The 23,597-nt window shown below is 68.6% G+C and carries 19 protein-coding genes; 8 read left to right on the forward strand and 11 right to left on the reverse strand.

The window, feature by feature from the left end:
* Positions 1 to 114: 114 nt before the first annotated feature.
* The 8 genes from ACQP2T_RS07160 to ACQP2T_RS07195 all read right to left on the reverse strand — a co-directional run bounded on the left by ACQP2T_RS07160 (position 115) and on the right by ACQP2T_RS07195 (position 8,191).
* A complete protein-coding gene (locus ACQP2T_RS07160; RefSeq protein WP_433515403.1) occupies positions 115 to 1,830 on the reverse strand; it encodes an ABC transporter ATP-binding protein in 1,716 nt (571 codons plus the stop codon).
* Positions 1,827 to 3,647: an ABC transporter ATP-binding protein gene (locus tag ACQP2T_RS07165; RefSeq protein WP_433515404.1), complete on the reverse strand. Its 1,821-nt coding sequence runs from the start codon at positions 3,645 to 3,647 to the stop codon at positions 1,827 to 1,829. Before ACQP2T_RS07165 ends, ACQP2T_RS07160 begins: the two co-directional genes overlap by 4 nt.
* A gap of 25 nt (positions 3,648 to 3,672) precedes the next feature.
* A complete protein-coding gene (locus ACQP2T_RS07170; protein WP_433515405.1) occupies positions 3,673 to 4,035 on the reverse strand; it encodes a cupin in 363 nt (120 codons plus the stop codon).
* Positions 4,036 to 4,053: 18 nt separating this feature from the next.
* A complete protein-coding gene (locus ACQP2T_RS07175; RefSeq protein ID WP_433515406.1) occupies positions 4,054 to 4,242 on the reverse strand; it encodes a hypothetical protein in 189 nt (62 codons plus the stop codon).
* A gap of 177 nt (positions 4,243 to 4,419) precedes the next feature.
* A complete protein-coding gene (locus ACQP2T_RS07180) occupies positions 4,420 to 4,623 on the reverse strand; it encodes a hypothetical protein (RefSeq protein WP_433515407.1) in 204 nt (67 codons plus the stop codon).
* 448 nt (positions 4,624 to 5,071) lie between these two features.
* A complete protein-coding gene (locus ACQP2T_RS07185; protein WP_433515408.1) occupies positions 5,072 to 5,935 on the reverse strand; it encodes a hypothetical protein in 864 nt (287 codons plus the stop codon).
* A complete protein-coding gene (locus ACQP2T_RS07190) occupies positions 5,932 to 6,438 on the reverse strand; it encodes a SigE family RNA polymerase sigma factor (protein ID WP_433515409.1) in 507 nt (168 codons plus the stop codon). Before ACQP2T_RS07190 ends, ACQP2T_RS07185 begins: the two co-directional genes overlap by 4 nt.
* Positions 6,439 to 6,937: 499 nt before the next feature.
* Positions 6,938 to 8,191 carry a hypothetical protein gene (locus ACQP2T_RS07195; RefSeq protein WP_433515410.1) on the reverse strand — a complete coding sequence of 418 codons (1,254 nt, stop codon included), beginning with the start codon at positions 8,189 to 8,191 and terminating at the stop codon, positions 6,938 to 6,940.
* Positions 8,192 to 8,555: 364 nt separating this feature from the next.
* On the opposite strand from ACQP2T_RS07195, the gene ACQP2T_RS07200 reads away from it, so the two are divergent.
* Positions 8,556 to 10,073 (forward strand): apolipoprotein N-acyltransferase, encoded by a 1,518-nt coding sequence (locus ACQP2T_RS07200; protein ID WP_433515411.1) that lies wholly within the window; start codon positions 8,556 to 8,558, stop codon positions 10,071 to 10,073.
* A gap of 247 nt (positions 10,074 to 10,320) precedes the next feature.
* Here the strand turns inward: ACQP2T_RS07200 and ACQP2T_RS07205 are convergent, their stop codons facing one another.
* The gene (locus ACQP2T_RS07205) at positions 10,321 to 13,134 is read right to left on the reverse strand and encodes a BTAD domain-containing putative transcriptional regulator (protein WP_433515412.1); all 2,814 of its coding nucleotides are present in this window, start codon (positions 13,132 to 13,134) and stop codon (positions 10,321 to 10,323) included.
* Between the two features lie 271 nt (positions 13,135 to 13,405).
* Here ACQP2T_RS07205 and ACQP2T_RS07210 point away from each other — a divergent pair, with 271 nt between their 5' ends.
* Together ACQP2T_RS07210 and ACQP2T_RS07215 are read left to right on the forward strand one after the other, a co-directional pair.
* The gene (locus ACQP2T_RS07210) at positions 13,406 to 13,951 is read left to right on the forward strand and encodes a dihydrofolate reductase family protein (RefSeq protein ID WP_433515413.1); all 546 of its coding nucleotides are present in this window, start codon (positions 13,406 to 13,408) and stop codon (positions 13,949 to 13,951) included.
* Between the two features lie 576 nt (positions 13,952 to 14,527).
* A complete protein-coding gene (locus tag ACQP2T_RS07215) occupies positions 14,528 to 16,024 on the forward strand; it encodes an apolipoprotein N-acyltransferase (RefSeq protein ID WP_433515414.1) in 1,497 nt (498 codons plus the stop codon).
* 164 nt (positions 16,025 to 16,188) lie between these two features.
* On the opposite strand, the gene ACQP2T_RS07220 is transcribed toward ACQP2T_RS07215, so the two are convergent.
* Positions 16,189 to 17,157, reverse strand: coding sequence for a GlxA family transcriptional regulator (locus tag ACQP2T_RS07220; protein WP_433515415.1), 969 nt, complete (start codon positions 17,155 to 17,157; stop codon positions 16,189 to 16,191).
* A 126-nt stretch (positions 17,158 to 17,283) separates the two neighbouring features.
* Between ACQP2T_RS07220 and ACQP2T_RS07225 the strand changes: the two genes are divergently transcribed.
* The 4 genes from ACQP2T_RS07225 to ACQP2T_RS07240 all read left to right on the forward strand — a co-directional run bounded on the left by ACQP2T_RS07225 (position 17,284) and on the right by ACQP2T_RS07240 (position 20,836).
* Positions 17,284 to 18,099, forward strand: a complete 816-nt coding sequence (locus tag ACQP2T_RS07225) for a dienelactone hydrolase family protein (protein ID WP_433515416.1) — start codon at positions 17,284 to 17,286, stop codon at positions 18,097 to 18,099.
* A 731-nt stretch (positions 18,100 to 18,830) separates the two neighbouring features.
* Positions 18,831 to 19,484, forward strand: coding sequence for a hypothetical protein (locus tag ACQP2T_RS07230; RefSeq protein ID WP_433515417.1), 654 nt, complete (start codon positions 18,831 to 18,833; stop codon positions 19,482 to 19,484).
* A 123-nt stretch (positions 19,485 to 19,607) separates the two neighbouring features.
* Positions 19,608 to 20,258 (forward strand): TnsA-like heteromeric transposase endonuclease subunit, encoded by a 651-nt coding sequence (locus ACQP2T_RS07235; protein ID WP_433515418.1) that lies wholly within the window; start codon positions 19,608 to 19,610, stop codon positions 20,256 to 20,258.
* The gene (locus ACQP2T_RS07240; RefSeq protein ID WP_433515419.1) at positions 20,255 to 20,836 is read left to right on the forward strand and encodes an N-acetyltransferase family protein; all 582 of its coding nucleotides are present in this window, start codon (positions 20,255 to 20,257) and stop codon (positions 20,834 to 20,836) included. The genes ACQP2T_RS07235 and ACQP2T_RS07240 overlap by 4 nt, the downstream gene beginning before the upstream one ends.
* 135 nt (positions 20,837 to 20,971) lie before the next feature.
* On the opposite strand, the gene ACQP2T_RS07245 is transcribed toward ACQP2T_RS07240, so the two are convergent.
* Positions 20,972 to 22,105 (reverse strand): hypothetical protein, encoded by a 1,134-nt coding sequence (locus tag ACQP2T_RS07245; RefSeq protein ID WP_433515420.1) that lies wholly within the window; start codon positions 22,103 to 22,105, stop codon positions 20,972 to 20,974.
* 294 nt (positions 22,106 to 22,399) lie between these two features.
* Here ACQP2T_RS07245 and ACQP2T_RS07250 point away from each other — a divergent pair, with 294 nt between their 5' ends.
* Positions 22,400 to 23,332 carry a MerR family transcriptional regulator gene (locus ACQP2T_RS07250; RefSeq protein WP_433515421.1) on the forward strand — a complete coding sequence of 311 codons (933 nt, stop codon included), beginning with the start codon at positions 22,400 to 22,402 and terminating at the stop codon, positions 23,330 to 23,332.
* Positions 23,333 to 23,597 lie beyond the last annotated feature (265 nt).

Here is a 23,597-nt window from a genome sequence, read left to right on the forward strand (position 1 = left end):
ACGGGCGGCTGGCCGCCAGTCTTGGACAAATGTTCCCGCGGAGTCGAAACCCGGGCGGCCGCCACCATGACGGCTGTACCAAGGCCCCAAGGCCGGAACACGGGCCCGGCGGGCTCATTCCCGCACGGCGGGAGCCATGGAGATGTTCCAGAAGTCGGCGTAGCGGCCGCCGTGGTCGAGCAGTTCGTCGTGGCTGCCTTCCTCCACGATCCGACCGCCGTCCAGAAAGACGATGCGGTCGGCGCGTTGGACGGTCCGCATCCGGTGCGCCACCATCACCACCGTCCGGCCCGCCATCAGGCGCTGGATGCCCTCGTGGACGGCCGCCTCGTTGACCGGGTCCAGCGCCGAGGTCACCTCGTCCAGCAGCACAATGGGCGCGTTCTTCAGCAGCGCCCGCGCGATCGAGACACGCTGGCGCTCACCACCTGACAGCAGCGCGCCGCCCTCGCCGACGTTCGCCGCCCATCCGCCGGGCAGTCGCTCGATCACCTCGTCCAAACGCGCCGCAGTCGCCGCCGCCCGCACCTCGGCAACGCCTGCGTCGGGACGGCCCAGGCGCACGTTCTCCTCGATCGTGCCGTCGAAGAGATAGACATCCTGGAAGACGATGGCGATCCGCGCCATCAACGCCTCGGTGCTGATCGCGCGCACGTCCACGCCTCCCACGCGCACCGCGCCGGCGTCCACGTCGTAGAAGCGCGCCAGCAACTGCAGCAGCGTGCTCTTGCCCGCGCCGGACGGCCCGACGACCGCGAGCCGCTGTCCCTCAGGGACGGTGAGCGACACCTCGTCGAACACCGTGAGCTCGCCGTGCCGGAAGGCGACGGCGTCGAGCTCGAGGCCGTGGTGCGTCGGCTGGATCGGCTCGCGGGGTTCCCGCAGCGGCTCGGTGCGTAGCACCATCTCGAGTCTGGCCAGCTCCGAACGCGCGCCGCGGAGTTTGCCGCCGATGTCCGACAGCGACAGCAGCGGGTCGGCGCAGCGAGCGGCCAGCACCAGGATCGCCAGGATCTCCGCCGCGCCGATGTTCCCGCCGAGCGCGAGGTAGGCGCCCAGGACCAGTAGCCCGGTGAAGATCGTCTGCACGGTGAGCGTCAGCCCCACGGCGCTGGGCAGCGTCGCCAGCACGGTACGGCGGGAGGCGCGCTGGGCATCCAGCAGCGAGTCGTCGAGCAGCTGGAAGCGTTCGCCGGTTCGACCGCCGGCCCGCAGCACCGGCTGAGCCTGGAGGAATTCGATGACGCGCCCGCTGGCCTCCTGGTCGCGTTCGTGACGCTCGGCGTCGGCGGCAGCCGTCGCGCGTGCCGTCCAGGCCTGGATCGCCGCCACGACGGGTGCGGCGAGCAACGCGGCCAGCCCCATCCGCCAGTTGAAGGCGGTCATCACGGCCACGATGGTCAGGGGCGTGACCAGGGCGGAGATGAACGGTGCCAGCAGATGCGCGGCCACGCCCATGGCTTGCAGGAGGCCGCGGCCGGCCAGGACGGACACCTCGCCAATGCGAGCGGCGTTGTACCAGCCGAGGGGGAGGCGGGCCAGATGCTGGCCGAGCCGGTGATACATGCCGCGCAACATGGTGGTCCCGACCCGCATACCGGACAAGTCGCTGATGTAGCGCAGCACAGCGTAGAGGGCGACCGCGGACCCGAACGCGACCAGCCAGGGCACGGCGTTCGCGGGCGTGCTGCCGAGCAGCGCCCGCAGCACCGGGACCAGCAGCGCGTAGGACAAACCTTCGACCACCGCGGTGATCGTCATCAGGATCACGGTGCGGCGCATCGCCTGCGCGTACTCGTCTCCGAGCACGCGCAGCAGCATTCGGATCATCGGGGCTCGTCTCCTCGCAGTACGCCATCGTGGGTTTCGATCTCGGCGGATTGGTGGGATCGCCAGAACGCGGCGAACCTTCCGCCTCGTGTCAGCAGGTCGGCGGATCTGCCGCGTTCGACGATCGCTCCGTCCTCCAGCACCACGACGGTGTCGGCGTCGGCGACCGTCTCCAGCCGGTGGGCGATGACGACGATCGTGCGGTCGCCGCTCAGCGTCGCCAGGGCCCGGCGGACCGCCTGTTCGGTCTGCGGGTCGGCGAAGGAGGTCGCTTCGTCCAGCACCAGAACGGGCGCGTCGGCCAGCAGCGCGCGGGCGATCGAGATCCGCTGCGCCTCGCCTCCGGACAGCTTGGTCTCTTCACCGAGCACCGTGTCGTATCCGCGCGGCAGTTGGAGGATGCGGTCGTGGATGTCGGCCAGTCGGGCGGCGCGGATCACGTCGTCGCGGCTGGCCCGCGGCACCGCCAGCGCGATGTTGTCGGCGACCGAGACGCGCAGCAGACGGACGTCCTGGAAGACGAAGGACACCTGCCGATGTAGCTCCCGGCTGCCGATCTCGCGCAGATCGATGCCGCCGAGAAGGACCGAGCCGTGGGTGGGGTCGAAGAACCGCGGCAGCAGCTGGACCAGCGTGGACTTGCCGCTTCCCGACGGCCCGACGACCGCGGTGACCGTCCCCGGCTCCAGCACCAGGTCGATGCCGCGCAGCGCCTCGTGGTCGGCGTCGTAGGCGAAGCGGACGTCACGCAGTTCCACCCGGTGCCCCTGCGGCGGACGCGGGTGGGCGGGCTCGGGCAGTGGCCGGACGGCGAGCACGTCTTTGATCCGGCCGATCGCGCGGCCAGCGCTCTGCAAATCGTCGAAGCCGTGGCCGAGCGCCGCCACCGGAGCGGTCAGTCCCAGCCCGAGCAGCAGGAACGGCAGCAGATCCGCCGGGGCCAGGCCGCCGGAGGTGATCAGAGCCGTGCCGCCGACCAGCACGACCAGCAGCACGAACGGCGGCGACAGCGCCAGCTGCATCCCGGCGGCGATCACGGACATGCCGCGCACCCAGCGGGAGAAGATGCTGACGAAGTCGTCGGCGGCCGTCAGGAACGTGCGGTGGGCGCGCTCGCCTCCGCCGAACGCCTTGACCACCGAGATGCCTTGCACGAACTCGACGACGGAACTGGCGATCCGTGCCATGGCCGCGTCGTAGGCCTCCTGCTCGCGCGTCCTGGTGGGCAGCATCAGCAGCGGGACCAGCGTTATCGCCAGCACCACAGGGATCAGCGTGATCAGCGTGAGCCGCCAGTCGACGGTGAACAAGTAGATCAGCGACACCAGCGGCACTACGAACGCGGCGACGAGCTCGCCGGGGGCGTGGGCGATGAACGGGTGCACGGCACTGACGTCCTCGCCCACCACCTTGGCCAGCTCGCCGGTGCGGCGCCGGGAGAACCAGCCGATCGGGACGCGTCCCAGCGATGCGGCCAGCTGCCGGCGGAACGTCAGTTGCACCCGGCTGTCGAGAACATGCCCGATTCCCGACGACGCGGCGGTGCACAGCAGCCGGATGAGCAGGCCGGTCGCACCTGCGATCATCACGGTCCAGACGTGAACGTGGTCGATCGGGTCGGGCGACAGCAGGGTACGGCCCAGTTCGACGACCGCCAGTAGCGGGGCCAGACCCGCGAGCGCGCCGATGACCTGCAGGATCACCACGGCCGCGAAACTCCGCAGATGAGGGCGCAACAGCCGTGTCATGCTCTGTCCCACCGCGGAATCGGCATCCGGTTGCTCGATCGTCTGAGCGAGGTCGGTGGTGGTGGTCATCGTTCTCCGGTCTTCGTCGATCTCGTCACGACCCGGCCCGTGGCCGAGCCGATGGTGGATGAGGGGCGGCGGTGGATGAAGGGGCAGGGTGCGAGCGGGCCGGCCTGGGCTTCCAGGCTCCGGTCCGCATCTCCAGGCGGCTGCCTCGCGGCAGGGTGACGGCCATGATGTTGCTGGGGACGTCCAGCTCGATGTGGTACCACAGTCCGCGCGGGACGATGGCAGCGGTGCCGGCCACCAGCCTGACCTCTTTCTCCTGCTGTCCCGCCAGCTCGGGACGGAGGTAGAGGCGTATCTTCCCGATGAGGCAGGACACGATCTCCTCGGCCGCGGTGTGGACTTCCCAGCGGTCGGCGTGGACGTCGGCATCGGTCTTCGCGTGGAACACCTTCAGCTGCCAGCTGTCCTAGCCGGAGTCCGTGAATCTTCTCCTGGCGTCGATCTCGCCGACTTGGCGCAGGTGGATGGAGGACTCGAAGAGATCGATCGGGGAGGACGAGTGCGGGGGCACGTGGGTGCCGTCCTGACACACGTAGACGTCTCCGTCGTCCAGGGCCAGGATCGAACTCTCCGTGGTGCCGTCAGGAATGGTCATGGGCCCACTGTCGCCGAAGGCGCTCGCCGGCGGATTGGACAAATGTTCCTCTAGTCGCGGCTTGGGGACATCTTCGGGAGCGGAGTGCCCTGTCGGCCTGGCGTTCCAGAGTGCTGGCAGGGTTGTGGAACACGTCGTGTTCGCGGACGCGCTGCAGCGCGGCGAACAGCGCGTTGATCACTCGCGGGCTCGGCCGGCGACGGCGGCCAGGATGGGGTGCCCGGCCTGGACGATGCCGGCGGCTTTCATCCGGTCGCTGCTGGTGCGCAGGGTCGGCGGCGGGCCGGCGGCATTGTCTGGGTCGTCCGGGCGGGCGCGGAAGCGCCATTCCAGGCGGTAGCGGGCGCCCATCAGCGGGTCGGCGGTGCCCCAGGTGAACACCGTCTCATCCTCGCGCTGGGTGCGGGTGATGGGGTCGTGCCCGCCCGGCGACCTCGGCGGCTGGGAGCTGCGTCATATGGCAGGGCATCGCCGACATCGTCCCCCACCTGATCATGGCCGGGCACACCCTGCAGACCGCGGAGAAGGCCCTCGTCGGCGTGCCCGCCTGGGACGCGATCCCCGCCGCCACCCTGGCCAGCTACGCCGGGGTACTAGACGCGGATGAGCCGCTAGCCCGCGCCCGCCGGGGTTCCGCACCTGCGCGCCTACCAGCGCATGGCCGGCAAGGGCGCGCTCGCGTGGACGATGTATCGCACCGGCTGGTAGCCCCAAGGGACTGTTCCGGCGCGGAGTGGTCCGGTGAGCCCAAGACGGCGGTGGAGGGCATCGTGCGGGCCCCGAGGTCGGTAGCCGCCGCCCTCGCGGCTCCAGCGGCTGCCTGATGCCGTCAGTCGCTGCCGCGCCCCAGCGGTCCGAAGGCGACGTTCTTCTCCTGCCGCAGCACCTTCCCGTCGGTCCCGTACGCCGTCACCGTGACGGGCGGCGAGTCCAGGATCGTGGCTTCCTCATTCTCGGGGTCTTCGGGGTCGCGCACCAGCTTCCCGATGATCCGTACGATGAAGAACCCGTTGGCGATCCGCGCCGACGTACGCCGCCCGTCCGCCCAGTCGACCTCAACCCGCCGCACGGCGTCGCTGGCCCGCCCGGTGACGACCCGGTACATGTCGTCCTTCTGGATCCGCTGCTTGCCGACGGTGTACGAATGCGTGTGGCTGGTGTATGCGTCCACCTGAAGATCACCGGAGAACCCGGCTAGATCCCCGGGCGGCTTGAACCCCCAGTAGGTGAAGACCGCGCGCTCCGCCATGTCCTTCTGATCGGTCGGCGTGCAGAGCACGAAACCGGCGTCACTGCCCACCAGGGCAGTGGTTCCGCCCGTGTCTTGGGACTCCACCAGTACCCGGAAATCGTCAGCCGCCCCGTGCTCGGCGATCCGCCGGTTCCCGTCCATGCTGTGGACGGGCCCGCCCTGGGGCATGCACTTGCGTACGAGCTGCAACTGCTCGGGGGTGTTGTCCGGCAGAGCCGCCACGCCGGCCGCGGTGTCCGGGCCGGGGGTGTCCGGGGAGGGCAGGACCACCGCCGCGACCACCGTGGCGGCCACGGCCACCGCCGTGAGCCCGGCGACCGACCACGCCCGGCGCCGGCGCCGGGCGAGAGTCCGCGTGGCATAAGCCAGCGGGTCCACGGGGGTGGCTTCGCCGGCCATCAGGCGCAGCTCTTCGGCGATCCGCCGTTCGTCGATGGTCACTGCAGGCCTTCCAGGATGACGGTCTCGCCGACCAGCTTGCGCAGGCGGGCGACGGCTTGATGGGTTTGGCTGCGTACGGTGCCCACCGAGCAGCCCATGACCTTGGCGACCTCGGACTCCGAGAGGTCTTCGTAATAGCGCAGCACCAGCACCGCTCGTTTGCGCGCGGGCAGGACCCGTAACGCCTTGGCCAGCGTGATGCGGGTCTCCACCTCGGAGGTGTGGTCGGCCACGCCGTGATCGGGAGGCGCTTCGAGCACGCGTTCGCGGCCCCAGCGCGGGCTGCGCCACCGCCCGACCTGTTCGTGGTACATGACCCGGCGCACGTACGCCTCCGGGTTGTCTCGGATACGCCGCCAGTGAGCGGCTGTCTTGGCCAGCGCCGTCTGCAGCAGGTCCTCGGCGGCGTGCTGGTCGTTGGTCAGAACGTAGGCGAGCCTGATCAAGCTGTCGGATCGGCTGGCGACGAACTCGGTGAAGTCGCGCTGATGGTCAGGGTGCAAGGGCTCTCCTCGTGTCTCGCACCATTAGACGTAGGAGGGCTGACGGATCTATGGTGCGAGTCAGCTGGCACCGCAGGGCGTCGCCGATGTCACGGAGGCGGCGGTCAGCAAGTGCCCGTACACAAAATGATCGTCAGGGCTGCGTGGGAGAGGCGGATCGCGCGAGCCGTCGTCCCATGAGGATGATCATCGCCGCTGGATGGGCTGGTTCTGGTCCACGTGGTGGCTGCGGCGGAGGGCGCTGGTGGGGTTGGACCACTGTGAGCGCGTACGGGATTGGCCGGTGGGCATGCGAGGCCCAACGGTCGGCAGGATGCTGTGCGATCGGCGGCGGAGTCGATCAGTCGGGTGATGGGCGCTTGCTGGTCGGTGTAGGCGCGGTCGACGACGGTGGGGAAGCCGAGGGCGGGCGGCGCCGTCCACGCCGTGCTGACCAGGCCGATCGCCTGCCTCGCGCCGCGCCCGGCTCCAGACGGCCGGACGCGAAGCTGAGGAGACGTCAGGAGATGGTGAGCGTGCCGTTCGGGTTACGGGCGCACGTGACGATCGCGCGGGGCGCCGCGGCGAGGGCGCCGGTCAGGCACTGGCCGAGGACCGCGTCTCCCGCCGCGTTGGGGTGCCACGACTCCTGGCAGGTCTGGAAGTAGGTGCCGCAGGTGTTCGCCGCCCGTTGGATACCGATCTTGTCCCAGCCGGACAGGCTTGTGATGAACGTGCCGGACGGCCCGTCCTGTACCCGGATCGGCGTCGCGAGCGCGCCCGCCGGGCTGCCGGGGTTCTCGCAGAGCCTGGCCCCGTCGAAAGCCCGCTGGACGTCCAGTAAGCGCAGGTCGGCCGCCGGGCGTTCGGCTGCCAGCGTGGCATGCGCGTTCTTGACCAGGGAGCCGAGGTTCTGGGAGAACACCTGCCCAGGGGCGAGGCTCGCCCGGTGGATCGGGCACCCGGCGGCGTACCGTTCGGCGCCGAGGGCGCGGAACTTGTCGCGGGTGTCGGTGCGGCCGTCCTCGTCGTAATACTCCGGGGCGATGTCGGGGGGCAGCGGGTTGGTGTAGGTCTGCAGAATCACCTGGTGGGTGCCGTCGGCGTCGATCTGGTCGAGGGTGTCGAGGATCTGGCGCAGGGCCGTGATGGTCTCGGTGGTGGCGGCGGCGACCTCGGTGTCGGTGGCCAGGTCGGAGGCGGTGCAGGGCTTCTGCGGCACCTCGCCGTTCAGATAGGCCCAGAACTCCCACCAGCCTGTCCAGGCGTCGGCGATGAAGCGGTTGGCGCACAACGTGGCGACGTCGCCGAAGGTGAACTGGCTGTTGTTGGAGCCGAGGCCGACGAGGACGACATCGATATCGTGCGTCTGGGCAACTGCGCGCAGCTGATCGAGTTGCGAGGCGACGGCGCGTCCCTCGGCCCGGGCGCTTGAGGGGGCGGCGATGTCGGCAGGCTGGGCGCCGGAGCAGGCGAGGTTGAAACGTTGCTGAATGCCCGGGAGCGACGCCGTGAACACCGAGGCATTCGCCGACCGGTGACAGAAGTAGGCGTTGCTGTTGTCCGCCGACCAGCCGGGGAAGTCCTGTGCCGTACCGGAGGCGTCGACGACGGGCTGGTAGTCCCCCGCGCCCTCCCCGCTGACGAAGCTGTCGCCGAGCACGACGGCTGCGGTGGGCAGAGCCGCCTGCGCCGGTCCGCCCTGCACGACATGGATGCCCGCCGCGCTCACCAGGAGCATGACAACCGCGCCAGCACGCTGGAGCAACCTCATAAGCGCCTCATTTCCTACTAAATAAGTACTAAATAACGCATGTGTGGATCACAACATGCGGCACCAACGGCGTCAACATCTCCGAGGGACCACGCCGATGCGTTGCCTGGCCGGCTATACGGGCGAGGCAGTGGTGCGTGAGCGCGTCGCCAGTTGACGGGATCCCGTCTGATCATCGCGATCAGGCGGGATCTTGTCGTTTCAGGGGTTCCGAATCGGATTCGTTCTGTGTGGGGCCGGTACCACCATCTTTGTGAGTGGCAAACCGGGGGTACGCCTTCCGCTCAGGCGGGGGGTGTTCCTTACCCTGGTTCGGAGGCGTGCGAGATGGGATGGTGAGGTCCGCGCTGCCTAAATTTGCCGCATGAACCGTCAGACTCGATGGGCAATGCTCGCTGCCGGAACCGCGCTCTCAGCCGTGGCCGCGCACGGTCGATGGGAGGTGGCCGGGGCGGCATGGGGCTATCTGATCCTGTTATTACGGTTCTCCCGCACAAGCCGGCCTCTACCGGCAATGGGCGGCATCGCACTCGCCACCATGGTGGCCACTACATTCTGGCTCTACGAGAGCGGGCTGCCAGTATTCAGCCCAGTCTTGGCGCTCTCCCTGGTCATGGCGCTGACGGGCGTGGTGCCGTACGTTCTGGACCGTCTGATCGCGGCGCGCTTGCCCGGCGCGTGGGCCACGCTGGTCTTCCCCGCGGGGGTGGTCGGCGTGGAGTACACGCTCGCGAGCCTCAGCCCGGTCGGCAACATCCTGAGTTCGCTGGCCGCCACCCAGCACGACAACCTCCCGTTGCTGCAGGTCGTCTCGGTGACCGGTGGCTACGGGGTCAGCTTCCTCATCGCATGGTTCGCCGCCGTCTGCAATCACCTCTGGCAGGACGGCTTCGCTTGGCGGCGGGTGGCACCCTTCGGAGCCGTGCTCGCGCTGGTGCTTGCCGGAGGAAGCCTGCGGTTGGCATTCGCGGCGCCCGCTGGTGAAACCGTACGGGTGGCTGGGGTCAGCCCTGCGCGTTCGGTCCTGGAGACGTCCAACAAGGCCTTGAACGGTTACCCCTCGCCAGAACAGCTTGCCGGCGCCGATCCCGACATGGTTCGGCGAGTATTCGCTCCTGTTAATGACTCCCTGCTGGCCGCCACCGAACGGGAGGCCAGAGCCGGAGCGAAGATCGTGGTCTGGCCGGAGGCGGGTGGTGCGGCACGCGAGGCCGACAGGCAGCGGCTGATCGACGAGATCGCCGCGATCGCCGCCAGGACAGGCAGCTATGTGAACGCGGGATTGATCGTGATCACGGGCGCGCCGCCGTACATGCGCAACGAGACTGTCCTCGTCGACCCGAGGGGGAAGGCCCGATGGACCTATGAGAAGGCCCGCCCGGTGCCGGGCCTGGATCCGTTCAACCCCGGCGACGGCAGGGTGCCGACCGCGGACACGCCGTTCGGCCGCCTGGCCAACGTCATCTGTTTCGACGCCGACTTTCCCGCGCTGATGAGGCAGGCCGGGGATGTGGATCTGATGTTGGTGCCGTCGAACGACTGGTACGGCTTCGGCACCGCGCATACAGAGAAGGCAGGCATCCGGGCGGTGGAGAACGGGTACTCGCTGGTTCGTCAGGCGAGCAACGGCCTGGCCGCTGTCTTCGATCCCCAGGGCCGAACGCTCACCTCGGCGGACTACTTCACGACCACGCAGCAGACGATGACCGCGCATGTGCCTGTCGCCGGTAGTCCGACGGTATATGCGCGGGTCGGCGACGTGTTCGCCTGGCTCTGTCTCGCGGCAATGGCCGCCCTCGGGGTCGCGGCCATGCGCGCCAAGCGGCTGACCGTCGCCCCATCCGGGAAACGATCAGAGCGAACTCGGGAAGCGATCTTCTAAGTACCTCCTTCCTCCCAGGATGGACCCACTCGTGAACACCCCACCAGGAAGTTGCCGGTGAGAAGGGTCTTCGGAGTAATCCGGAGGCCCTTTTCTCATGTCTGGAAGTCGATGGGAGCCAATCGGGGAGCCATCTCAGTCGGATTCTCGACCCGTGTCGGCTGTCGCCGAAGATGGGCACTCCTGGCCCTTTCGATAGTCGCCAGCTCACCGAGGAGCAGGCCAACATGCAGCGCCGTTCGCCGAGTCAGCGTCGGCGACGGAAGGCGTCGGCGGTGGACTTGTCGATGATCGCCAGCTGGGTATGGATTTGGTCGGTGGCGGAGAGGTCGTGGTCTCCGAGGAGGGTGTGGGTGTGGCGCCAGTGCTCGTGGGCAGCCAGGTGGTCGCCGGCGAGGTAATGGCAGGCGCCCAGGTGGGCGAGGGTGCTGGCCTCGGCGTACGGGTCGCCGAATTCCCGGAACAGCTCCAGGGCCTGGTGGTAGCAGGGGACGGCCCCAGCCGGGTCGCCCAGTTGGAGGCGGGTGTCGGCCAGGCACGACCAGGTGTGGGCCTCGTGGGGGCGGTTGCCGAGCTTCTGGTGCAGGATCAGGGCCTGCTCGCACAACTCAAGGGCCTGGGCGTGGTTTCCCAGGCGGCCGTGGTGGAAGCCGAGGTCGGTGAGCGCGATGGCCCGGCCCGCCTGGTGGCCCAGCTGCTCGAACAGGTCGTGGGCGCGGCGGGCGGCATCGAGTGCGTCGGCCTCCCTGCCCTGGAGGGCGTACACGATGTCGCGGTGGTAGTGCGTCCACGCCTGACCTGCGGGGTCGTCATGTGCTTGTTCCAGGGCGGCGTCGAGATTGCGGTGGGCGTCGTCGAAGCGACCCAGGTCGGCCAGCGCGAAGGCCAGGTTGCGGTACGCGCGAGACTCTTCCACCGGGTCGCCCAGCCGCCGGGCGGCGGCCACGGCGGCCTGCTGGGTCTCGGCCCGGTCGTGCCAGAAGCCCTGCCCATGCAGGAAGACGAACAACGCCCGCGCCAGGTAGCAGACCTGCCGGTCGAGTCCCAGGTCGGCGGCGAGCTCCAGGGCGGCGAGCAGGGCGGGGCGCTCGGTCGCGAACCAGGCCATCGTCGCGTCGCGTCCGGCGAGGGCGGTGACGCAGACGCCCGGGCCTGGCGCGGCAGGGTCGATGGTCTCGATGTCCCCCTCCATGTCGCCGCCAAGCAATCGCTGGGCGGCGTACGCGGTAAGGACGTAGTGGTCGACGATGCGGCGCCGCGCCGCGTCCCGGTCCGCGTCGCGGGCCTGGCAGAGTTCGGAGGCGTAGGCGCGCAGCAGGTCGTGGCAGGAGTAGCGGCCTGGGGCGTGCTCGGTGAGCAGGTTGGCGCGGGTCAGGTCGGCCAGTGGTGCCCGTACCCGGGTGACCGGGACGCCCGCCAGGCTGGCGGCGGCGGCGATCGTGCTGTCCGGGCCGGGATGTAGCCCTGCGACCAGCCGGAACAGCCGCGCCGCCGCCTCGTCGCCGAGCGACTCGTACGACCACGAGAAGATCGCCCGTACGTCGGCGGCACGGTCCAGGGCACCGAGCGTGTCCTGGAGCTCGGTGGCGAGCGCGTCGAGCGGGTGCGTGGGATGGATCGCGGCGCGGGCGGCGACGATCGCCAGCGCCAGCGGCAACCCGGCGCAGCGGCGGATGATCTCTTCGACGGCGGCGGGCTGGGCGGTGATCCTCTGCTGGCCGAGCCGGGCGGCCAGCAGCCGCCTTGCCTCGTCCGGCGGCAGCAGGCGGAGGGGGAGCGGATGCGCGCCGTACGTCATGACCAGCCCGGTGAGGTGATCCCGGCTGGTGACCACCACCAGGCAGCCGGGCGCCCCAGGCAGCAGTGGGGCGATCTGGTCGGCGTCGCGGGCATTGTCCAGCAGCACCAGCATGCGCCGTCCGGCCAGCAGGCTACGGTAGAGCCCGGCTTGCGCGTCCAGGCCGTCCGGGATCCGGTGCGGCGGCACTTCCAGCACGTCGAGGAACTCGCGGATAGCCGCCGCCGGTCGTACGGCCTTCCCCGAGGGGTCATATCCGCGCAGGTTGACATAGAGCTGGCCGTCTGGGAAGCGCCCGGCGACCCGGTGCGCCCAGTGCACCGCGAGTGTGGTCTTCCCGATCCCGGCCGTGCCGGAGATCACCGTGATCAACGGAGACCGGGACTTCGTCTTCTCCGGCGGGCCGAGCAGCGGCGCCCGGGACTTCGTCTTCTCCGGCGGGCCGAGCAGCTCGTCCAGCGCCGCCAGCCCGGCCTCCCGCCCGGCGAACCCGTTGACGGTGGCGGGCAACTGTCTGGGCACCGTGCGCCCGGCCGCCGGGGCGCCGACGGCGAGCAGATCGGCATGGACCTGCCGCAGCTCAGGGCTGGGATCGGCGCCGAGCTCCTCGGCGAGCCGGCGCCGGATCGTCTCGTACCGCTCCAGTGCCTCGGCGGGACGACCGGCCGACTCCAGCACCCGCAGCAGCCGCACCCACAGCGATTCCCGCAGCGGGTGCCGCTCTGCGGCCTTGGCCAGCTGGACCGGGTCCGGCTGCGCTCCGTGTGCCAGGTCGAGGTCGACCCGGCGCTCCAGCGCGGTCAGGTACCGATCCTGCAGCGCCGGGGCCACGGAGTGCTCTAGCCAGTCCGATCGGATCCCGTCGAAGGGGGTGCCGCGCCACAGCGCCAGCGCCTCGGCCAGCCGGGACCGCTCGGCCACCGGACCGGGTGCCGCCGCGGCCTCATCGAGCAGGTGGCCGAAGCGTAGCGCGTCTACCTTGTCCGGCTCGGTCGCCAGGAGGTAGCCGCCCGACCGGGCCGTGATCAGCTCGACGGTTCCCAGAGCGCGGCGTACGCGCTTGACGGTGGTACGGAGGTTGGCCCGCGGGTCGCCGCGCGGATCGGTGCCCCACACCGCGGTCGCCAGCTTGTCCGTCGGTACGGTATGGCCCGCCGACATCGCCAGCACCGCCATCAACACGCGCTGCCGCCCCGGGGGCAGTTCGACCGGCCTCCCTGCCACGGAAACGCGCAGCGGCCCGAGCAGCTCGACGGCCAGCATGCGCATCACCCCCTCTCGCCCCGCCCGGTTCGGCGGTGAGTGCCACCGGAATGACACCACTTTGCCACCCGGGGTCCGCCAAACTAGCGATCACAGCGTGATCCACCGAGGGCCCCGGCCAGCATGTGATCTTCGATATGAGGTATGTCGCTGGACGGGTTCGTCGGCCCCGCCGCTCGGGTCAGGCCCATGGGTGTGCGAGGCCGGGCAAGGCCATTGTGGATCGAGATCACAGGAGGCCAAAGTGTCCATATCCGTGCTCGACATGTCAGTGTCCCTCGACGGGTACATCGCCGATCCCGACGATTTCCTCGGCGGCGACGACGGCGAGCGGTTGCACAAGTGGGCGGACGTGAAGGGGGAGTCCGGCCAGCAGTCCGTGCCTGTCGGGCAATTTCAGGACGAATGGAAGGCTGCTGGTGCGGTCCTCGCGGGACGGCGGACTGCCGAGCTCATGGATCATTGGGGCGGTGATCACAACGGTCTCCCGATCTTCGTGCCCAGTCACCGGCCGCCCGGCCCGGCCGCCCGCTGGGGCTATCCGTTGGTGACGTACGTGACCGACGGGATCGAAAGCGCGATGGCGCAGGCAAAGGCTGCCGCCGGGGACCGGGACGTGCAGGTGCGTGGCGCGTACACGGGGCAACGGGCGCTCGAGGCCGGGGTGCTGGACGAGGTGCAGATCCATCTGATCCCGGTGCTGCTCGGTCGTGGCCGCCGGCTGTTCGATGTCTTGTCGTCGGAGATCGAGTTGGAGATCGTCCGGGTGATTGACACACCGGAGGCCACCCACATCCGCTACCGCGTCTGTCTCTGAGCTGATCGACCAGCGCCGACCAGCCGGGACGTGCTACCGCGGACCCTGCATGAGGTATTCGGCGGTCGGTATCCCAGGTATCCCTGAGCCGCCAAGACCCCCTATTCGTCGCATCAGTCCACTAATGGCGGTGTGCGTGGCAGCGCGCTTGTCGCCAGAGGCCTCGGCCGACGTACTCATCCGCGATGACCTGCCACGCGGCTTGTCGCTGATCTCGCAGATCCTGCGGCGCTACGAAGCCGCAGACACAGCTGAACTCCGCTACGCGTCCCCGCCGCGTGCTTCGGCTCCCATTCCCTGACGCCTCAGCCACCCCCTCTGGCAGTGTATGCGGGAAACGATCAACGTCTGCGTGGGAAGGGATCTCTAACGGCGCCATTGGCGGATTTCAGGCGCAGGACACCAGATGAGTGGCTTAGGCGCTGTCACGCAGCCGTGTGGGCGTGGTGAACAGCCTGGTGGGGATGACACGGTTGGTTTTTTTCGGAGCCGGCATCGGTGATGCCGGTGCCCCCTACCCGTGGTTCGGGGGAATGCAGGCTGGGAGGCGAGGCTCACGCTTCTTAGATTTTCCGCATGAATCGACTGACTCGCTGGGGGGTCCTCGCCGCCGGAACCGCTCTCTCACTCGTGGCCGCACACGGCCGGTGGGAGGTGGCCGGGGCGGCATGGGTCTATCTGATCCTGCTGTTACGGTTTTCCCGCACAAGCCGGGCGTTGCCCGCGATGGGAGGCATCGCACTCGCCACCATGGTGGCCACCACGTTCTGGCTCTATGAGAGCGGGCTGCCGGTGTTGAGCCCAGTGTTGATGCTCTCCCTGGTCATGGCGCTGGCGAGCGTGGTGCCGTACCTTCTGGACCGTCTCATAGCGGTGCGCCTGCCCGGCCCGTGGGCCACGCTTGTCTTCCCGGCAGGGGTGGTCGGCGTGGAATACGCGTTGGCGAGCGTCAGCCCGGTCGGCAACATCCTGAGTTCGCTGGCCGCTACCCAGCACGACAACCTTCCGCTGCTCCAGCTCGTCTCGGTGACCGGTGGCTACGGCGTCAGCTTCCTCATCGCCTGGTTCGCCGCCGTCTGCAATCACGTCTGGCAGGATGGGTTCGCTTGGCGGCGGGTGTCGCCCTTCGGGGCCGTACTGGCGCTGGTGATCGTCGGCGGAAGCATGCGCTTGGCACTCGCGGCACCCGCTGGTGAAACCGTACGGGTGGCCGGGGTGAGCCCGGTGCGTTCGGTGCTGGAGACATCCAACAGAGTCCTGAACGGCTACCCCACGCCCGAACGACTCGCCCACGCGGAGCCCGCCTTGGTCCGGCAGGCGTTCACCCCTGTCAACGACTCGCTGTTGGCTGCCACTGAACGGGAGGCGAACGCCGGAGCCGAGATCGTGGTCTGGCCGGAGGCAGGCGGTGCGGCACGCGAGGCCGACAGGCAGCGGCTGATCGACCAGATCGCCGCAATCGCGGTCAGGACCGGCAGCTATGTGAACGCCGGACTGATCGTGATCACGGGCGCGCCGCCGTACATGCGTAACGAGACGGTACTCGTCGATCCGGCAGGACAGGCCCGATGGACGTATGAGAAAGCCCATCCGGTGCCGGGCATGGATCCGTTCGATCCTGGGGACGGTCGGGTGCCGACCGCCGACACCCCGTTCGGCCGCCTGTCCAACGTCATCTGCTTCGACGCCGACTTCCCCGCCCTGATGAGGCAGGCCGACGACGTGGATTTGATGCTGGTGCCGTCCAACGACTGGTACGGCTTCGGCGCCACCCACACCGAGAAGGCAGCCATCCGAGCGGTGGAAAACGGCTACTCGCTGATTCGTCAAGCCAGCAACGGCCTGTCCGCCGTCTTCGATCCGCAGGGCCGAATGCTCACCTCGGCCGATTACTTCGCCACGAGACAGCAGACGATGACCGTGTACGTGCCTGTCACCGGTTCTCCGACGCTGTACGCGCGGGTCGGCGACGTTTTCGCCTGGCTCTGTCTCGGGGCAATGGCCGTACTGGCGGTGGTGGCCATCCGCGCCAAAGGGTCGACCGGCCCCACATCCGGGAAACGATCAGACTGAACTCGGGAAGCGATCTTCTATCACCTCCTTCCTCCCAGGCTGCACCCACTCGTGAACATCCCACCAGGGCCTACCGGGCTACTCGGTCCTGTTGACAGACGAGCCTGGCGCTCAGCGGCACCACACGGCGAGCGTGTCCAGGCTAGGACGTCGGGGCCGGAAGATCAGTCAACACGGCGGAAGGCCGAGCGATAGTCTCCCGGGCGCCGTCCGGTGTGCTTGGCGAAGAGGGCGGCGAACGTGCTGGGGTCCCTGTACCCGACCGCGGCGGAGATGCCGGCGACGGTTCGGTTCGTGGTCTCAAGGAGGTGGCGGGCGCGACGGACACGCGACGACTGCAGGTACTCCAGCGGACTCTGGCCGGTCTCGTCCGCGAAGCGCCGCAGCAGTGTCCGAGTGCTGACCTTGAACGTGTCCGACAACGCGGCGAGGTCGTATCGCGCGGCAAGGTTCTGGTCGAGCCGTCGCATGACCTTGTGGGAGAACTCGTTTCCGGGCTGCGGAAGAAGTCGCGCGTCCACGTACGGAGTCTGGGACGATCGCGCATCGTCGAGGAGCGCCACCCGCGCGGTCGTCCGTGCCACGCCGGCACCGCTGTGCCGGCGGATCAGATCCAGCGCGAAGTCGTACATGGCGCTGAAGGCCGCCGTCGTCGTCACCCCCGTGTCGGTGACGACCAGACACTCGGGCCGGATGTCAGCGTCCGGACAGCGTCGAGCCAGTTCGTCCGCGAGGAGCCAGGCCGTCGTGGCCCGGCGTCGGTTGAGGAGACCAGCCTCGGCGAGCAGAAACACACCGACACAGATCGAGACGACGGCAGTGCCCGCGGCAGCGTATGAGCGGATCGCCGCAATCTCAGGGGCGAGGGGTGCGAGCTTCGCGTCCACATCCAGGCTCGGCAGGAGCTCGAACCCTGGCACGACAAGGACATCCACCTCGCGCAGCGGAGAGACGTCCAGTGCCGCACCACCTGATGCGGCGATACGACGACGAGGCGAAACGATCGACACTTCGTATCCGGAGCCGTCCGGTCCGGCAACGTGCGTGGCCATCGTCAGGAGATCGGGTACGCCGAACACTTCGGACGCGAAGCAGCCTGGATAGGCCAGGACGCCAACCCGCAGCGTGCTCATGCTCGCCTCCTCACCATCAGCCAGTGGCGAGATTACCCCCATCCATGGCGATCTGGCCTCTCACCTTGTGCAGGTGCATAGGTCCACGCTGTCACCATGAGCGTTGCCAGCGGACGACTTGACGACATGATCATGGACTTCTCCCGCCGACTCGTGGACGTGGAGGGGGTGGTGAAGACGGTTTACGTGGCGGGCTGCGGGCCGGCCGTTGTGTTGATGCCGGAGATGCCCGGCATCAGTCCTGACGTCCTTCGGCTGGCGCGGTGGCTGCGGGATGCGGGCTTCACCGTCTATGTCCCCTCGCTCTTCGGGATCGACGGCGCCTATCCCACGGTCGAGGGTGGTACGGAGGTTCTCCGCCGCGCGTGTGTCAGTGCCGAGTTCCGTGCGTTCGCCGGAGGTGGGACCAGCCCCGTCACGGCATGGCTACGTGGGCTCGCGCGCCAAGCCCATGCCGAATGCGGCGGTCCGGGAGTCGGCGCGATCGGACTGTGCTTCACCGGCAACTTCGCTCTCACCATGACGCTTGAGCCGGCTGTCATCGCGCCAGTGGTCAACCACCCGTCGCTGCCGCTGGATGATCCCGCCGGACTCGAGATCAGCGACGAGGACGCGCGCGAGGTCCGAGACCGCATCGCGCGCGACGGGCTGAAGGTTCTCGCCTACCGCTTCGACAGCGATCGCTGGTGCACCGGCCAGCGCTTCGCCGCCTACCGGGCACTCCTCGGCGATGCCTTCGACGGTCGCGTGCTTCCGGGCAATTCCGCGAACACCAGCCCGCCGCCGTTCTTCGCCGACGTGGTCGGGACTCCCCACAGCGTGGTCACCGCCCACCTTGTCGATGCAGAAGGGCATCCCACGGTGAAGGCCAGGGACGAGATCGTCGCCTTCCTGACCGACCGCTTGAGCCCGTTCGGACATTCCGAGACGGCATCCGGCTGAGTGAAGAGGCTGGGGCACGTGCGCTCTTGGGCGTGACCAAGTCGCCTGCGCCCACCACATCCTCCGCACGGCCGAGTCGTGGTTGGGAACGGGACACAGCCAGGCGCCCTTCGGGAGGTGCAGGGTCCGGACGGCATGATGCGGGGCACCCGCTGGTCGGCCGGTTCGCGCCGGCCCTGGACCCGGACACGTGGGATCTCATCGCAGTACCCCTGCGGCAGGGCTGTGCGGTACTGCTGGATCTGGCCGACGCGGCGAAGATCCGTTCAGCAGCGCAGGAACCGATACGCACTCAGGGAGACGATCACACTAAGCTCGGGAAGTGATCTTCCAAACGCTCTCCGCCCCTGCTTGCACACACTTGTGAACGGCCCACCCAGAGTCGTTCTTGAGATGGCTCGAAGGAAGTTGACTGGGTCCCGTCCGATCATCTGAATCGGACGGGACTTCGTGTTTCCTGGTGTCCTGTCGCAGCGAAAACTGAGCATTGTCATCGAAGGTTGATGACGGCTACGGTGTCTCACCGAAGGTTGAGTGACTGCTGGGGCTTGATGCCCGTTGCACCTCACGGACAGCGCGTTCGAGGTCTGGTACATCGTCGCCGCAGAGGGCCGGACATGTGCGGTGTCCCATGAGGTGAGGCGGGTTGCAGTGCGCGGGTTGGATTCACAGGTTTGGCGGGAGGCCGTCCTTACGTGGAGCAGTGCCGCTCGCCGACCGGGTCCGGAGGCGTGATCGAGAAGCGATCGTATGCGTTGACCGCGACCATGGTGGCGAGTTGGCTCGTGGTCGTGGCTGGACGGTATCTGCTGTGGCTGGAGTACTACGATCGGATCATCGAGCAGCTGATCCTTGGGATCGCGTTCGTCGTGGCCGTGCTTTCCACGTCGTGGTGGGCGCAGAGACTTGTACGCCGCCGTGGTGACATTCGCGGTTACGTCGCGGCCGGTGCGGCGGTCGTCCTGTGTGCCGCCGTTGTGGTGCTGCCCTGGAACGGGATCTTCGGGCGTACGTGGTTCGCGGTCCATCACGGCAAGTTCACCGCGCTGGCCCAGCTGGCCAAGGACAGGAAGCTGTCGGCGGACATGCCTTCGGGCGGCTGGGTGCATCCGCCTGATGAGTTTGATGTCCTGCACTTTGATCATCTCAGTACGCAGGATGTGCCGATCGAGCTTTATCCCGGACGTGTTCTCATGATGGGCCTGTCGAACGAGGAAGTGTCGGAGAACATGTTCCTCTACATCTATGACCGGCCTGACGCCGCGCGGGTAAGCCCCTGTGATCTCACCAAGACCACATTCGACGATTACTACTGGTGCACTCGGCTGAGTGACGGCTGGTGGTGGCTGGCGCGCAAGGCGAACTATCCGGACGTGGACGAATAGGCGCGCGAGGCTGAGCGGGGCCGGTGCCCCAGGGCCGTGATGCCTTCGTGTCATGGTCAGCGGAGACACCTTCTCACCGACAGGAAGACCTGAACGACTGCGTTCGGAAACGTCCAAACCAAGGTGACGTGCCGCGAGTCAGCGCGTGTCCCTCCCGCCAACTCTCTTTGGAAGGGACACCCGAATTCCAGGAGAGACGGTGAGGCTCGCCGTCACGCGCCCGACTACTTCGTACGGCTGGCGGACGGCCGCGCGAGGGTGATTGATGTCCGCGCGGCGGACCAGGTGAACGAGCGAACCGCAGAGGCGTTCGCGGCCACGACCGAGGCCTGCGCAACTGCCGACTGGGAGTTTGAGCATCTGGGCGTCCCTGACCCGGTGTTCATGGCGAACGTGCGGTGGCTGGCCCGTTACCGGCACACGCGATGCGTCCGCGATGAGGTGAGCGGGCACCTGCAAAGCGTCTTTCGTCTGCCACGCCCACTGCGGGCAGGCGCGGAGGAGGCCGGCGATGTGCTGGCGGTGCTGCCAACGCTGTTTCACCTGTTGTGGACGGGTGTGCTGCGGGTGGATCTGCATACCTGTCTGCTGAGCAGCGGCACCATGGTGCACACGGCGGACGGGCCGGTTGCGGCCTTGAAGTCTGGGGTTGGGACGCGGGGCGTCCTTGCGGACCGCGGACGGGGCAGGGACGGCGGGAGGAACGAGATGAGCGGCAAGCTGTCGCGGCCGGGTTCCGGTAGTCGGTTGCGGGCCCTAGCGTTCTGCACATGAGCTACAGCACTCTCCCGCCCGGCACCACAGGCGCCGACCGCAACCAGGCCGGCGGGCTTCCCCGCGCGGACGGGATCGTCACCGCCGCGCCGCCGACAGGGAGCGTCCGCCCCGCTGTACCGGACGACCTGCCTGCGGTGGCCGCACTATGTACAGAGCATGCCGCCTTTGAGCGATCCGGTCCGGTCCCGGCCGATCTCGCGGACCGGCTGGGACCCGTGTTGTTCTCAGAGAACCCCAAAGCCTGGTGCCTGGTGGCCGACCGTGGCGGCGAAGTGATCGGCTACGCCACCTGCTCGCTGGAGTTCTCCACCTGGCAAGCGGCGGCATTTGTCCACATGGACTGCCTGTTCGTGGCCGAGCCCTACCGTGGGGAAGGCTGGGGGCGGGCACTCCTCGACGCCGTGCAGCGCAGCGCGGAGGGCCGTGGCATCGGGGAGGTGCAGTGGCAGACACCCGACTGGAATGTTGACGCCATCCGCTTCTATCACCGAGCGGGAGCTCAGGGGGCCTCGAAGGTTCGGTTCTCGCTCGCGGTCGGGCCTCCCAGGGATCCGGCTTCACACCCCTCGCCTTGACCAGCCGTCACGATCGGACGCGGAGCCTGACCGCGCACTCACCTCACTCAGCGTAAGATCGCGCGGTGGCCGCTGGAATGCCGATCGCGTTGAGGAGAGACGTTGAGGAGAGACGTTGAGGAGAGAACGGTCGGCTCAGCGGTCCCCGGCGGCCAGCAGCAGGTTGGCGTTTACCCGGGCGAGGCCGGAGACGTTCGAGCCGCCTTCGGTGTACCCGGCCTCGCGCTTCCACCCTCGCCCGTCGTAGTGCAGCAACGTGACTTCGGTCGTCACGTCCTGTTCGTAGCCCACCGCCCACACGTCGTCCTCGCCGACGGCGGCGACGCCGTACAGCGAGCCCTTCCACCTGGGGGGTTCGACCTGCTTCCAGGAGCTTCCGTTCCAGTGCAGGATCAGCGGTTTGCCTGTGCCGTACTCGTCACAGTCTCCCGAGGTGCCGCGCTCACCCACGGCCCACACGTCGGACGGCCGGTTCTGCCAGATGTGCCGCAGCATGCCACGGCCCAGCGCGGGCAGCCGCATCTCCACCGGTGCGCTGCCGGGAGTCGCGCTGTGCCAGATCGCCGGGCGCGAATCAGCGCATCGCCCGCTGGACGAGCTGCCCGCGATCCATACCTGCCCGGCTCCGGCGTCCACGGCGTGGAATCTGCCTCCGCGCGGGACTTCCTGCTCGCCGAAACGCCTGCCGTTCCAGGTCACGAGGACAGGGACGGCCGTCTTGCCCTCCCCGCGCCTGCCGATCAGGAACGCCCGCGAACCGTCCACGGCGACGTCGGCCAGCGCGCCGACCTTCGGGAGCTGGGCAGGTCTGAACGTCTTCCAACGCAGGCCGTCCCAGCGCAGGGCGAAGGGAAGCCGCACCTCCTCGAAGTCCTCGTCGAGGTCGCCGCTGTCGCCGACTGCCCAGACCTCGTCCGGTCCGTCGGCGTCCACGCCTGACACGATGGAGTCGATCGCGTCGGGGAATCGCTCGCGCAGGCGCTGGTCGACACGCCATCCGTCGCGGTCCATCCGCAGGAGCACGCCGTCGGACGGCTCGTCCTCCACTGTTACGGCATAGCCGGCCGCCCAGGCCGCGTCCGGACCCGCCACCGCCACGTCGAGCACCGTGCTGGCGCTGTCGTCAGAGGCCTTCTCCTCCTCGAGGTCGCTCTCCGTGGGCGACGAGGAAGGGGTCGTGCTCGCCGCCGCTGTCTTCGGCACGGTGCCCGCTGGGGCTGCAGTGCAGCCCGCCAGGACGAGGACACAGACGATCCACAAGATCTTCATGGCTTCCGGAGTCTCGCAGACACCCGGGCATGATGTGATATTTCCGGCGCCTCCGCAGCGCACACGTGACGGTGGCGCGGATGACGAACGAACAACGCCAGACGTTCCAGCCAGGCGGCCACCGAGTTCGGCCCGCGCGGTCGCGATGACGGGCCGGTTCGCGGGCGCGTCGCGTAAGCAAGACCACCGCCAGGCCACGTCCCGATGCACGTGACGGTGGCGGCGGGTCACATGCCATGAAGATCCCGGCTTTTGGGTTGAGTCTCCCCTGAAGGGAGACGGCAGAGTGTGCGCATGGACGGCGACGTGCTGCTGACGATCGGAGACCTGGCCCGGCGCACCGGCCTCACGGTGAAGGCGATCAGGTTCTACTCCGACCGCGGGCTCGTACCGCCCACCACCCGCAGTCCCGCTGGTTACCGGTTGTACGACGTCGGCGCGCTGGCCCGGCTGGAGTTCGTGCGCGCGCTGCGCGAGTTGGGGATCGATCTGCCCACCGTGCAGCGCTTGCTGGAACGTGATCTTCCGGTGGTGCAGGTGGCCGAGGAGTACGCCGAGGCGCTGGACGTGCAGATCCGCATCCTGCGGCTGCGCCGAGCCGTGCTGCGCGCGGTGGCCAGACGGGGGTCGACGTTAGAGGAGACGGAACTCATGCACAGGCTCGCCAAACTCTCCAACGAGGAACGCCACCGCCTCGTCACCGACTTCATCGACGAGGTCTTGGACGGTCTCGATGCCAATCCCGAGTGGGTCGCGATGATGCGCTCGGCCATGCCGGATCTGCCCGACGACCCTGATCCCGCGCAGGTGGACGCCTGGGTGGAGCTGGCCGAACTGGTCCAGGACCCGGATTTTCGCGCGGCGATCCGTCGGCTGGCCGAGTACCAGGCGGCCGAGCGCGCCCAGGGCGACACCACGGGGCTGCACCACGAGCTCACCGAGGAGGTCCGCGACCGCGTCGGCGCGGCGATGGCCGCGGGTGTGGACCCCGCGTCGCCGCAGGCGGCCGCCATCGTCGGCACCCTCGCCACCCGATACGCGCAGACTTTCGGCCGCGCCGACGACGCTCACCTGCGGGACTGGATGCTGGACCGCCTGGAGACGGCCGACGAACCGCTCGCCGAGCGTTACCTGCAACTCCTCGCGATGATCAACGGCTGGCCGGTGCCGCCGAGCATGGCGCCGCTGTTCGGCTGGTTCATTCAGGCTCTGCGCGCGGGTCGGTGAGATCGCTCTCCGTCTTCTCCTGGAACAGCGACACCCCGCCAGGAAGATGCAGGTGAGAAGGGTCTTTGGAGTGATCCAGAGGCCCCTTTTCCCATGTCTGGAAGTCGACGGGAGCCATCTCACTCGGGCTCTCTACCTGTGTCGGCTGTCGCTGAAGACGGCGTTCATCGTGCGAGCGCCTTTGGTGATCACTGGCCGACGAGCACCGTCCGGATCGGCGCTCCCGCCAGCGCGGGCCGGCGCTCGCCCGCGTCACCTGCCTCGT

This window comes from Nonomuraea sp. CA-143628, from assembly GCF_050942315.1.
Lineage (GTDB): Bacteria > Actinomycetota > Actinomycetes > Streptosporangiales > Streptosporangiaceae > Nonomuraea.

Coding starts and splice junctions, on each gene's coding strand:
- ACQP2T_RS07160 (WP_433515403.1), bottom strand. CDS start 1,830: ATGATCCGAATGCTGCTGCGCGTGCTCGGAGACGAGTACGCGCAGGCG.
- ACQP2T_RS07165 (WP_433515404.1), bottom strand. CDS start 3,647: ATGACCACCACCACCGACCTCGCTCAGACGATCGAGCAACCGGATGCC.
- ACQP2T_RS07175 (WP_433515406.1), bottom strand. CDS start 4,242: ATGACCATTCCTGACGGCACCACGGAGAGTTCGATCCTGGCCCTGGAC.
- ACQP2T_RS07195 (WP_433515410.1), bottom strand. CDS start 8,191: ATGAGGTTGCTCCAGCGTGCTGGCGCGGTTGTCATGCTCCTGGTGAGC.
- ACQP2T_RS07200 (WP_433515411.1), top strand. CDS start 8,556: ATGAACCGTCAGACTCGATGGGCAATGCTCGCTGCCGGAACCGCGCTC.
- ACQP2T_RS07205 (WP_433515412.1), bottom strand. CDS start 13,134: ATGCTGGCCGTCGAGCTGCTCGGGCCGCTGCGCGTTTCCGTGGCAGGG.
- ACQP2T_RS07215 (WP_433515414.1), top strand. CDS start 14,528: ATGAATCGACTGACTCGCTGGGGGGTCCTCGCCGCCGGAACCGCTCTC.
- ACQP2T_RS07220 (WP_433515415.1), bottom strand. CDS start 17,157: ATGAGCACGCTGCGGGTTGGCGTCCTGGCCTATCCAGGCTGCTTCGCG.
- ACQP2T_RS07225 (WP_433515416.1), top strand. CDS start 17,284: ATGATCATGGACTTCTCCCGCCGACTCGTGGACGTGGAGGGGGTGGTG.
- ACQP2T_RS07240 (WP_433515419.1), top strand. CDS start 20,255: ATGAGCTACAGCACTCTCCCGCCCGGCACCACAGGCGCCGACCGCAAC.
- ACQP2T_RS07245 (WP_433515420.1), bottom strand. CDS start 22,105: ATGAAGATCTTGTGGATCGTCTGTGTCCTCGTCCTGGCGGGCTGCACT.
- ACQP2T_RS07250 (WP_433515421.1), top strand. CDS start 22,400: ATGGACGGCGACGTGCTGCTGACGATCGGAGACCTGGCCCGGCGCACC.